The sequence below is a fragment of the Arhodomonas sp. KWT genome, assembly GCF_010993615.1.
Genome location: NZ_WNXE01000102.1, coordinates 1 through 10,638, shown reverse-complemented (window position 1 = coordinate 10,638; position 10,638 = coordinate 1). Strand labels below are relative to the sequence as shown.

The following is a 10,638-nucleotide window of genomic DNA, read 5'->3' as shown; positions in this document are numbered from 1 at the left end:
ACCATCGAGGACCCCATCGAGTACATCCACTCGCACAACAACTGCATCGTCACGCAGCGCGAGGTGGGGCTCGACACAGACTCCTTCGAGGTGGCGCTGAAGAACACCCTGCGCCAGGCGCCGGACGTGATCCTCATCGGCGAGATCCGTTCCCGCGAGACCATGGACTACGCCATCGCCTTCGCGGAAACGGGGCACCTGTGCCTGGCCACGCTCCACGCCAACAACGCCAACCAGGCGCTGGATCGGATCATCAACTTCTTCCCGGCGGACCGCCGGGACCAGCTCTTTACCGACCTGTCGCTCAACCTGCGCTCGATCATCGCCCAGCAGCTCATCCCCACGCCGGATGGCCAGGGCCGCGTGCCCGCCGTCGAGGTGCTGATCGGTTCGCCGCTGGTGCAGGACAAGATCCACGAGGGCGAGGTCCACGAGCTCAAGGAGATCATGAAGCGCTCCACCGAGATGGGGATGCAGACCTTCGACCAGAACCTCTACCGGCTCTACCGCGACGGCATGATCTCCTACGAGGAAGCACTCCGCCACGCCGACTCGCAGAACGAGGTGCGGCTGATGATCAAGCTCGGCGACGAGGGCAGCCGCGGCAAGATGGAGGAGGCCGCGGAGAGCATGAGCCTCAAGGACGAGTAATCGTCGCCGCGGCTACTGCCCGTCCCCCGGCGGCAGGCGGGCGAGTTCGAGGCTGGCGAGCGCCTCCCGCAGTCCGTCCATCTCCGCAGCCAGCGCACCCGCCGGGAGGCAGGCGGCCAGCGGGACGGCTCGCGTCTCCTCCGGCGTGAGCCCGGCGAGGTAGTGCTGGAGCATCTCCATCACTTCCCCCTCGAAGCAGCCCGGTTCTCCGGCGCGGCTCGCGACCCGGGCCGGAACGCCGGCATCCTCCAGCGGCGCGATCCCGGCGATCGCCTCCGGCGGCAGGCCGGCGGTCAGGAAGCGTGACGGGCACAGTCGGGCGGGCGGCGCCTGCCAGCAGCCGATGAGAACGAGCCGCGGTGCGGGTGCGCAGCGCTCGGCCAGGGCCAGCGCCGGCCCCACGCCGATCCCCTCCGCGACGATCACCGGTGGGGCGGGGTACGAGGTCGCGAGGGCGTGCCCCCCGGGCGGGTCCGCGGTGACCCGCGTGCCGGCGGTCGGCGGCGCTGCCAGGGCCCCCGGGGGCAGGAGCCCGCCGGTCCAGCCCTCCTCTGCACTGGCATGGCTGAGCGGGAGTACGCTCGGGCGGCCCGCATGGATGATGCGGCAGTACCGCCCGGGGGCGGCCTCGTCCGCCGGGATGCCGGTCAGGCGCAGCCACCACCAGCCCCCGGCCACGCGGTCGCAGCCGACAACACGGCAGGCGGTGCTCATGCCGTAGCGGCGTCGTCGCGGTGGACGAGCCGTCCGTCGACCAGTGTGTAGCGCACGCGCCCGGTCATCTCCCAGCCGAGGAACGGCGAGTTGCGCCCGCGGCTGCGGAGGGTCTCGCGCCGGCACCACCACACGGCGTCCGGATCGAACACGCAGACGTCCGCGGGGGCGCCGGGGGCCAGGGTGCCGGTATCCAGGCCCAGCACCGCGGCCGGACCGCTGGTGGCCCGCGCGATCGCGTCGGCGAGCGACAGGACCTCGGTCTCGACCAGCCTCAGGAGCAGGGGCAGGAAGGTGTCCACGCCGCTCGCGCCGGGGCTGGTGGTGGCGAAGGGCCCGTCTTTGGCGTCGCCCCCGAGGGGGTGATGACCGGAGCAGATTACGCCGATGTCCCCCGTGGCCACTGCGCGGCGCAGCGCCTCGCGGTCGGCGAGGGTGCGTAGCGGCGGGCGCAGGTTGAAGCGCGCGTCGTAGCCGGTGAGGTCCTGCTCGGTGAAGAACAGCTGCGCGAGGGTGACGTCGGCGCTCACCCGGGCACCGTCCGCGCGAGCCTGGCGCAGCAGGGTCAGCGCCTCGGCGGTGGAGAGGTGGCTGAAGTGCACGTCCGCCTCGCCCTCTGCGGCGAGGGCGAGGCAGCGGGCGATCCCGGCGGTCTCCGCGGCGGTGGGGACGCCCGGCAGCCCCAGCCGGGTGGCGACGGCGCCCTCATGGGCGCAGCCGGCCGTGCCCAGGTAGGGGTCCAGCGGCGTAATCATCGCCGGGAGGCCGAAGGTCGCCGCGTACGCCAGCGCCCGGCGCAGCACCAGGGTGTCGGCCACCGGGCGGCCGCCGTCGCCCACCGCCGGACAGCCGGCGGCGCGCAGGGTCGCCATCTCGGCGAGCTGCTCGCCGGCGAGGCCGCGGGTGAGCGCGCCCACCGGCAGCACGCGGGCGCCGCCGGCCTCGCCGGCGCGGCGGTGGATGAGCTCGGCGACCGGCGGCGCGTCGATCAGCGGGTCGGTGTCCGGCGGACACACCAGGGTGGTGATGCCGCCCGCGGCCGCGGCATGGGCCTCGCCGGCGATGGTGTCCGGGTGCTCCGGGCCCGGCCGCCCGAGGCGGGCGCCGAGGTCGATGAGCCCGGGGCAGACGATATGGCCGGCGGCCTCGAAGATCTCGTCCGCGGCGAACGTGTCGGGGACATCGCCGCAGTGGGCGACGTGGCCGTCGCTCACGGCGAGGTCGCCGGTGCGGTCCATGCCGCTGCGGGGGTCGATGATGCGTCCGCCGCGAATGAGTATGCGCATCACGCCTCCTCCCGCTGGCTCTCGGTGCGGGCGCCGATGACCATGGACATCACCGCCATGCGCACGGCGATGCCGTTGGTGACCTGCTCCAGGATCACCGAGCGCGGGCCGTCGGCCACGTCGCTGTCGATCTCCACGCCGCGGTTGATCGGCCCGGGGTGCATGACGATGGCGTCCGGCTTGGCCGCAGCCAGTCGTGCCTCGGTCAGCCCGTAGTGCTCGAAGTATTCCTCCTCGCTGGGCAGCAGCGCGCCCTGCATGCGTTCGCGCTGCAGGCGCAGCATGATGACCACGTCCACGTCGCGCAGACCCTCGTCCAGGTCGTGGTGGACGTGCACGCCGAGCTCGCCGATGTCGCGGGGCAGCAGCGTGCGCGGGGCGATCACGCGGACCTCGCCGGTACCCAGGCCGTTGAGGGCGTGGATCTGCGAGCGCGCCACACGGGAGTGGAGGATGTCGCCGACGATGGCCACGCGCAGCGGCTCGAACGCGCCCTTGTGGCGACGGATGGTGAAGGCGTCGAGCATCGCCTGGGTGGGGTGGGCGTGGCGTCCGTCGCCGGCGTTGAGCACGGCCACGCCTTCGCCGAGGTGGTCGGCGATGTAGTCGGCGGTGCCGCTCTCGCTGTGACGCACCACGAACATGTCCGCCTGCATCGCCTCCAGGTTGTGGAGCATGTCCAGCAGGCTCTCGCCCTTGGTCGTGGTGGTGGCGACGTTGACGTTGAGGACGTCCGCGGACAGCCGCTTGGCGGCGAGCTCGAAGGTCGTGCGGGTGCGGGTGCTGGACTCGAAGAACAGGTTGATCACCGTGCGCCCGCGCAGCAGCGGGACCTTCTTCACGGACTTGCCGATCACCCCGGTGAACGACTCCGCGGTGTCGAGGATGTCCTCCAGCAGCGCCCGCGGCACCCCCTCGGTGGTGAGGAAGTGGCGCAGCCGCCCCTCGTCGTCGATCTGTGCGCTCATTCGCCGTGCCGCTCGATGCTCAGGGTCAGGGGTTCGGGGCCGGACAGGCGCACGGCCTGGCCGGCGGGAAGGGTGATCCGGGTGCCGGCGACATCCGCGCACACCGGCAGCTCGCGGCTGCAGCGGTCGACCATCACCGCCAGGCGCACGGCGGCGGGGCGGCCGTAGTCGAACAGCTCGTTGAGTGCCGCGCGTACGGTGCGCCCGGTGTAGAGGACGTCGTCGACCAGTACGATGATGCGGTCGTCCACCTCGAAGGGCAGCTCCGAGGGGCGGACCCGCGGATGCATGCCGATACGCGAGAAGTCGTCGCGGTAGAAACCGATGTCCAGCCGTCCCAGCGGGGCGTCCATCCCCAGGGCATGGTGGAGGCGTTCGGCGAGCCACACGCCGCCGGTGTGGATGCCCACCATCGCCAGCCGGGCCGGATCGATGCCGGCGATGCATTCGCCGATGCCGGACTGCATCCGGGTCAGCAGCTCGCTGGCCGGGGGTAGCTGGGTCATGCGGTTCCTCCCTCGGCGAACCAGTGTTCCAGGATCACCGCCGCGGCGGTTGCGTCGATGCGGTGTTTGTCCCGACGCCCGCGCGCGGGGTGTCCGATAGCGTGCAGGCGCTGCCGGGCGGCCTGTGAGGTCATCGCCTCGCCGGTCCGGTGGACCGGCAGGGCGAAGCGCCCGGCCAGGCGGCGGGCGAAGCGGTCGGCGGCGCGGGCCACCGGTGACTCGGTACCGTCGGCGTGCTGCGGGGGGACGCCGACCACGAGTGCCAGCGGATGCCAGTGCTCGATCAATGCGGCGACCTCGTCCCAGTCCGGGGCGCCCTGTTGGGCCTGTAGCGTGGTGACACCCCGGGCGCCGCCCGTGATCGGCTCGCCCACGGCGACACCGATGCGCGCCAGGCCGAAATCGAAGCCCAGATAGTGCCCCTCGCGGGCCCGCTCAGGCATGGCCGGTCTGGGACGAGAGCCGGCTCAGGTCGACGCCGAGCAGTGCCGCGGCGGCGCGCCAGCGCTCCTCCAGAGGGTGCTGGAAGAGGATCTCAGGGGTTGCCGGGCCGTTGAGCCAGGCGTTCTCCGCCAGCTCCTCCTCGAGCTGGCCCTCGCTCCAGCCCGCGTAGCCGAGCGCGAGCAGCCAGTCTGCCGGCCCGTCGCCGCGGGCGATGGCCTCGAGGATGTCGCGGGAGGTGGTGATGGCGAGCTCGTCGGTGATCGCGCGGCTGGCCTCCCAGTTCCCCACCGGGCGGTGGAGGACGAAGCCGCGTTCGCGCTGCACGGGGCCGCCGGCGAATACGGGCCGGTCCGCGATGCCGGCGTCGCCGACCTGGATGTCCAGGTGCTCGAGGAGGTCGCCGACGCGGATCCCCGAGGGGCGATTGATCACGATGCCCAGCGCGCCTTCCCCGGTGTGCTCGCACAGATAGGTGACACTCTGCGCGAAATTGGGGTCCGCGAGGCTCGGCATGGCGATGAGCAGGTGGTTGGTGAGATCGCTTCCTTTGCCCATGGCTGCACAGTATCCGCCATGGCTCTCGCCCCCCACAAGCCCCGGGACCGGCGTCAGTGGGTGCTGAAGTTCTGTCCCCGGCTGAACTCCCAGGTGCGCGTGATCACCAGCAGATCGTTGCCCTTGAGCACGCGCTCCGGTACCGGTGCGAAAGGGGCGGCGAGGTCCACGATGCGCTGTGCCGCCTGATCCAGGACCGGGTGGCGGGAGGGTTCGAGGACGTCCACGCTCACGACGCTGCCGTCGGGGCGCAGGGTGACCTCCAGGATCAGCCGGCCGCCGAGCCCGCGCCGCCGAGCCTCCTCCGGATAGTTCATGTTGCCGATGCGCTCGATCTTGTCGATCCAGCTCCGCATGTAGGCTGCGGCGGCGTGCTCCCGGGTGCTCGCGCTGATCCGCCGTTTGTCGGGGAAGTCGGATTCCCCCGGCGAGCGCGAGTGGGAGAACGACTCGTTGGCGGCCACCTCCTGGCTGCTGCGCAGGATGTCGGTGGCGGAGAGCTCGTGTTTCGGGGGCTTCTCCGGCTGCGGTTCAGGCTCGGGTTCGGGCGGTGTCGCCTTCTCCTCGGCCTTGCCGGCGACCTCGGGCCTCTCCGGCGGTTCGGGGCTTGGCTGCGGGGCCGGCGCCGGCTTTGGCGAAGGCTCCGGTTCCGGCGCGGGCTCGGCGGGTGGCGGTGATGCCGGCGGCCTCGGGGCCGGTGGCTGCGGCGTCACCGGTTCGCGGGGGCCGGCGGCGGTCTGCTCACCGCCGCCGCTGCGGTCCGCGTTGGCGATGAATTCGGGTTTCTCGGGGGGCGGCTCGGGCTTCGGTTGCTCGCGGACCAGAGCGATGTCGAGCATCGGCTGTGCGGACCGGGGGTGAGGCGGCTGCCAGGTGAATCCCACGGCGAGGAGCACGAACAGGTGTGCCCCTGCCGAGAAAAGGACCGCGAGGGTCAGTCGTCGCGTGCGCGTATCAGTCGCCGCCATGGCCGCTCCCGTGCGTTGCCGTGCCGCCGTCCTCCGCGGGCATTCGCTGCAGCACCGCGCGTGCGATTATACCGTTCACCAGCCCGAACACGACCGCCGCGGTCATCAGCCACGGCAGGAGATAGGGCAACGCCGGATGGGGCACCAGCAGCCCCCAGGCGAGCAGGAACTGGCCGCCGGTGTGGGCGCAGGCCGCCAGCGTGCTGTAGCCGATCGCCCGGGTGCCGGGCAGCAGCCGCCCGACCCCCAGGCCGAGCACGGCGGCGGTGGCCCCGGCGGCGCTGAGCAGGAATCCCGGCGACAGGAAGGTCCCGAGGACCAGCCCGGCGGCGAACACCCGGAGCACCGCCACCCAGGCGGCGGCGCGCCAGCCGTAGCGGCACACTGCGAAGACCGTGATCACATTGGCCAGGCCCGGCTTGATGCCCGGCACCGGCGAGGGCAGCTGGGTTTCCAGGGCGTGGATGGCCGTCGCCAGGGCCGCCAGCCAGGCGATGCGCACGTCGGCGCGGGTGGCCGTGACCGTGGTCCCGCCCTTCACTGGTTGACGGCGTCCAGTCCCGGGCCGTCGCCCTCGACGGTCACCGTGACCCGGTTGGGCAGGCAAACCGCCGTCTCCCCCGGCCGCGCAAGCCAGCCCGCGTGCACGCAGAGCTTGCGGCGGCCCGGTGAGTCGAGCACGCGGATCCGCCCGTCGCGCACGGCGATCCGGGTCTCGCCGAGGGCGCCGTGCACGGTGAGTTCGTGATCGCCCTCCAGTGTCACGCGCCGGTGGTGGGCACCGCCCACCCAGATCTCGGCATGGGTGGCGTTGGCCGTCGCCGGCGTGAGCCCCGCATGCAGGGCGGCCACGAGGATCACGGCGAGGCAGACGATCACGCCGTCGGTCACGCTCATGGCGTCACCCGCTCGACCACATCGGGTACCGGGTCTCCCTGCAGCTCGATGCGCTTGGCCATGGCGTCGGTGAGGTGCACGCCGCCCCTGCCGTCGACGAGCATCGCGGCGGCGATGCCGAGCCGCCGCGCGGTGGCGACCCAGTCGCCGGGACCGGCCACGAACAGGGCCGTCGCCGCGGCGTCGGCGAGCCCGGGGTCGTCAGCGATGACGGTCACCGAGCGGACGCCGCGGGCCGGGCGGCCGGTGGCGGGGTCGATGATGTGGTGGTAGCGCCGGCCGTCGTATTCGAAGAAGCGCTCATAGTCGCCGGAGGTGAAGATGGACTCGCCGGCGCGCAGCGTCACGCGGGCGATAAGGCCCTCGCCGCGCGGGGCACGGATGCCGATCCGCCAGGGCCGGTCGCCGGGCGTGCCGGCCGTGGCGATGTCGCCGCCAGCGCTGACCAGAACCGCATCGGCGCCGGCGTCGCGGAACAGGGTGCGCAGGCGTCCCGCGGCCACGCCCTTGGCGAAGCCGCCGAGATCGATGCGCACCGCCGTGTGGCCGGCCTCCAGCCGACCGTCTCCAGGGCTCAGCGCGGACAGCGACGGGCGCTTGTGAACCAGATCCGTGACGTCGCCCGCCGGGGGTGGCCGGGAGGGCAGGTCCGTGGCCTCGTCGAAGCCCCAGAGCCGGACGAGGGCGCCGAGTCCGGCGTTGAAGTGTCCGCCGCTGCGGTGTTCCAGCCGCGCCGCGCGGCTCAGCAGCGGGCGCAGATCCTCGGGCACGGTGGCGGCATCGCCGGCGGCGAGCCGCCGGTTGAGCCGGGCGATGCCGTCGCCGCGGTCGGGGTGCCAGCGCCCGTGCCAGGTCTCCAGGTGCCGCCGCGCGTCTGCGACGGCATCGTCGAAGCCCGGGCCGTCCAGCCCGTAGGCGGTGATGGTCACCCGCGTGCCGAAGGCGTAGAGCCGGGCCTTGCGTGGTGGCGATCCCGTGCCGCTGCAGGCCGCCAGGAGCACCGCGGCGAGCAGCGCGATCGCGGCCTGCCGCCGTATCGCCATCACCGCGGCAGCCGCGCCTCGATCCAGTCGAAGAGCTCGCCGGCGATATTCATGCCGTAGAAGCGGTCGAGCTCGCGCACGCAGGTCGGGCTGGTGAGGTTGATCTCGGTGAGGTATTCGCCGATGACGTCCAGGCCGGCGAACCAGATGCCCCGGGCCTTGAGCGCGGGCGCGACCTCGTCGACGATCCAGCGGTCGCGCTCGGTGAGCTCCACGCCCTCGCCGCGGCCGCCGGCGGCCAGGTTGCCGCGGGTCTCGCCCGCCGCCGGGACCCGCGCCAGGGCGTAGGGGACCGGCTCGCCGTCGATGACCAGGATGCGCTTGTCGCCGGCGCTGATTTCCGGGAGATAGCGCTGGGCCATGACATAGCGGGTGCCCCGCTCGGAGAGCGTCTCCAGCACCACCGAGGTGTTGGGGTCGCCCTCGTCGAGCACGAACACCGAGTCGCCGCCCATGCCGTGCAGCGGCTTGAGCACCGCGCGGCCGTGCCGGCGGATGAACGCGCGCAGCCGCTCGGCGTGCATGTCCACCAGGGTCGGTGCGCAGCACTGCGGGAAGTGCGTCGCGAACAGCTTTTCCTGGGCCTCGCGCAGCGCCGCCGGGCGGTTGATCACGAGCGTGCCCTCGCGCTCCGCCGCCTCCAGGATGTGGGTGGCGTAGACGAATTCGTAGTCCACCGGCGGGTCCTTGCGCATGAGGATCACGTCGAGCTCGGCCAGCGGTGCGTTGCGGCCCTCGCCGAGCTCGAACCAGTGGTGGTTGTCGTCGTGGACGGTGAGCCGGCGCTGGTGGCCGTGGGCGACGCCGTCGTCCAGCCACAGGTCGCCGAGCTCCAGGTAGGCGATCTCCCAGCCGCGGCGCTGGGCCTCGAGCAGCATCGCCAGGGTGGTGTCCTTGTAGGGTTTGATCCGGGCGATGGGGTCCATCACCACGCCGATGCGCACGCTCATGCTCCGTCCCTCAGGTGTTGGCGAGTGATCGGTGCCCCGGCCCGGCACCGTGCCCGGGTCGGTATCGTGTCGATACGATCACAGAAAAATCCGGCCAGACGCCGATACTGGCGCTCAGGAAAAATTCGAAAAGCGCTTCGATTGTACCGCAGTGACCCAGTCATTAAACTCGATTCCAGCGTCGTCCGGGGGCGGCGGCGCGCACAGGGCGGTATAGTGAAGCAAGGCGTCCGGTGGGGGTCCGGTGGTGGATAACGACGAGCAGGACATGACCGGCCTGAAGGTCATGGTCATCGACGACAGCAAGACGATCCGGCGCACCGCGGAGACGCTGCTGAAGAAAGAGGGCTGCGAGGTGATCACCGCCACGGACGGATTCGAGGCGCTCGCGAAGATCGCCGATCACCATCCCGACGTGATCTTCATCGATATCATGATGCCGCGCCTCGACGGGTATCAGACCTGTGCGTTGATAAAGAACAATTCCTCTTTTCGTGGAACACCGGTAATTATGCTCTCGAGCAAGGACGGTCTCTTTGATCGCGCCCGCGGCCGGATCGTCGGTTCGGAGCAGTACCTGACCAAACCGTTTACCCGGGACGAACTGCTGGGCGCCATACGCCGCCACCTTTCGCGGGCCGCGTAGTCGCGTCCGGACCCGGAAAACAACAACTGGATGCACGACGCCTGTCTTGGGGGGAACGCGCAATGACCCGCATCCTTGTGGTGGACGACTCACCAACGGAAACCCACGTGCTCAAGACCATGCTCGAGAAGCATGGCTATGAGGTCAGCGTCGCCGAGGATGGCGATCAGGGCATGGACCGGGCGCGCAACGAGCGCCCCGACGTCATCCTGATGGACATCGTCATGCCGGGGATGAACGGCTTCCAGGCTACGCGCAAGCTCTCGCGCGACCCCGACACCAGCGCCATCCCGATCGTGGTGATCAGCACCAAGGACCAGGAGACGGACCGGATCTGGGCGAAACGCCAGGGGGCGATGGACTACATCACCAAGCCGGTTACCGAGGACGAGCTGCTGGACAAGATCGGCGCCGCGCTCGGTGGCTGAAACGGCCATGCAGGCAATCGCACCCTTCCCCGAGCTGCGCCGCCTCCAGCGTCTGGGGCTGGCCTCGCAGGCGGCGCTGCCCGCGCGCGAGGAGGCCCCCAGCGAATGGGCAGGGGTCGCGTTCCGGCTCGGCTCGCGTCACCTCCTCGCGCCCATGGACGAGGTCATGGAGGTGGTGACGCCGCCGGCGCTGGCGCGTGTGCCCCACGCGCAGGGCTGGGTGCTCGGGATCGCCAACATCCGCGGCACACTGGTGCCCGTCTCCGACCTCGGCGCCTTCCTGGGGCTGGGGGCAGCGGCGGACAGCCCGGTGGCGCGGGTGCTGGTTATCGCCCAGGGCGATGCCCAGGCGGGGGTGCTCGTGGATGAGCTCTACGGCATGCGCCATCTGCCGGCGGCGGCGGAGCGGATGCCGGGCGAGGACGAGCGCGCCGCCCAGGGCGCGGCGGCGGATTACATCACCGCGGTATTCGAGCAGGCCGGCAGCCGCTGGCCGGTATTCAGTATGAGTGCATTGGCCGGGGATCCCGCCTTTCTCAGGGCGTCGGCCTAGGTCGGCGTACGGGTCGGCAAGTCTTGCCA

The 10,638-nt window shown here is 71.5% G+C and carries 15 protein-coding genes; 4 read left to right on the top strand and 11 right to left on the bottom strand.

The features are described 5' to 3' along the window. Window positions 1-651: ATPase, T2SS/T4P/T4SS family (locus G7A99_RS13305; protein WP_163140879.1), on the top strand; the 651-nt coding region annotated here is incomplete at its 5' end. A gap of 12 nt (window positions 652-663) precedes the next feature. On the opposite strand, the gene G7A99_RS13300 is transcribed toward G7A99_RS13305, so the two are convergent. From G7A99_RS13300 to gshB, 11 genes are read right to left on the bottom strand one after another with little or no spacing between them, the layout of a single operon-like run. Next, on the bottom strand, window positions 664-1,365 hold the full coding sequence (locus G7A99_RS13300) for a hypothetical protein (protein ID WP_163140876.1): 702 nt from the start codon (window positions 1,363-1,365) through the stop codon (window positions 664-666). Then, on the bottom strand, window positions 1,362-2,651 hold the full coding sequence (locus G7A99_RS13295; RefSeq protein WP_163140875.1) for a dihydroorotase: 1,290 nt from the start codon (window positions 2,649-2,651) through the stop codon (window positions 1,362-1,364). The genes G7A99_RS13300 and G7A99_RS13295 overlap by 4 nt, the downstream gene beginning before the upstream one ends. Further along, window positions 2,651-3,619 carry an aspartate carbamoyltransferase catalytic subunit gene (locus G7A99_RS13290; protein WP_018718729.1) on the bottom strand — a complete coding sequence of 323 codons (969 nt, stop codon included), beginning with the start codon at window positions 3,617-3,619 and terminating at the stop codon, window positions 2,651-2,653. Before G7A99_RS13290 ends, G7A99_RS13295 begins: the two co-directional genes overlap by 1 nt. Beyond that, a complete protein-coding gene (pyrR, locus tag G7A99_RS13285) occupies window positions 3,616-4,125 on the bottom strand; it encodes a bifunctional pyr operon transcriptional regulator/uracil phosphoribosyltransferase PyrR (RefSeq protein WP_163140874.1) in 510 nt (169 codons plus the stop codon). The genes G7A99_RS13290 and pyrR overlap by 4 nt, the downstream gene beginning before the upstream one ends. After that, the gene (gene ruvX / locus G7A99_RS13280) at window positions 4,122-4,568 is read right to left on the bottom strand and encodes a Holliday junction resolvase RuvX (RefSeq protein WP_163140873.1); all 447 of its coding nucleotides are present in this window, start codon (window positions 4,566-4,568) and stop codon (window positions 4,122-4,124) included. Before ruvX ends, pyrR begins: the two co-directional genes overlap by 4 nt. Continuing rightward, on the bottom strand, window positions 4,561-5,124 hold the full coding sequence (locus G7A99_RS13275) for a YqgE/AlgH family protein (protein WP_163140872.1): 564 nt from the start codon (window positions 5,122-5,124) through the stop codon (window positions 4,561-4,563). The genes ruvX and G7A99_RS13275 overlap by 8 nt, the downstream gene beginning before the upstream one ends. Window positions 5,125-5,177: 53 nt before the next feature. Then, window positions 5,178-6,092, bottom strand: coding sequence for an energy transducer TonB (locus G7A99_RS13270; RefSeq protein ID WP_163140871.1), 915 nt, complete (start codon window positions 6,090-6,092; stop codon window positions 5,178-5,180). Further along, on the bottom strand, window positions 6,079-6,633 hold the full coding sequence (locus tag G7A99_RS13265; protein ID WP_163140870.1) for a Gx transporter family protein: 555 nt from the start codon (window positions 6,631-6,633) through the stop codon (window positions 6,079-6,081). Before G7A99_RS13265 ends, G7A99_RS13270 begins: the two co-directional genes overlap by 14 nt. Then, the gene (locus G7A99_RS13260) at window positions 6,630-6,989 is read right to left on the bottom strand and encodes a NusG domain II-containing protein (protein ID WP_163140869.1); all 360 of its coding nucleotides are present in this window, start codon (window positions 6,987-6,989) and stop codon (window positions 6,630-6,632) included. The genes G7A99_RS13265 and G7A99_RS13260 overlap by 4 nt, the downstream gene beginning before the upstream one ends. Further along, window positions 6,986-8,032 (bottom strand): FAD:protein FMN transferase, encoded by a 1,047-nt coding sequence (locus G7A99_RS13255; RefSeq protein ID WP_163140866.1) that lies wholly within the window; start codon window positions 8,030-8,032, stop codon window positions 6,986-6,988. Before G7A99_RS13255 ends, G7A99_RS13260 begins: the two co-directional genes overlap by 4 nt. Beyond that, window positions 8,032-8,982 (bottom strand): glutathione synthase, encoded by a 951-nt coding sequence (gene gshB / locus G7A99_RS13250; RefSeq protein ID WP_163140864.1) that lies wholly within the window; start codon window positions 8,980-8,982, stop codon window positions 8,032-8,034. Before gshB ends, G7A99_RS13255 begins: the two co-directional genes overlap by 1 nt. Before the next feature lie 268 nt (window positions 8,983-9,250). Here gshB and pilG point away from each other — a divergent pair, with 268 nt between their 5' ends. The 3 genes from pilG (at window position 9,251) to G7A99_RS13235 (ending at window position 10,609) form a co-directional block, all read left to right on the top strand. After that, window positions 9,251-9,628 carry a twitching motility response regulator PilG gene (pilG, locus tag G7A99_RS13245; protein WP_040409542.1) on the top strand — a complete coding sequence of 126 codons (378 nt, stop codon included), beginning with the start codon at window positions 9,251-9,253 and terminating at the stop codon, window positions 9,626-9,628. A 62-nt stretch (window positions 9,629-9,690) separates the two neighbouring features. Further along, the gene (locus G7A99_RS13240) at window positions 9,691-10,056 is read left to right on the top strand and encodes a PleD family two-component system response regulator (protein ID WP_018718739.1); all 366 of its coding nucleotides are present in this window, start codon (window positions 9,691-9,693) and stop codon (window positions 10,054-10,056) included. A gap of 7 nt (window positions 10,057-10,063) precedes the next feature. Continuing rightward, on the top strand, window positions 10,064-10,609 hold the full coding sequence (locus G7A99_RS13235) for a chemotaxis protein CheW (protein ID WP_018718740.1): 546 nt from the start codon (window positions 10,064-10,066) through the stop codon (window positions 10,607-10,609). Window positions 10,610-10,638 lie beyond the last annotated feature (29 nt).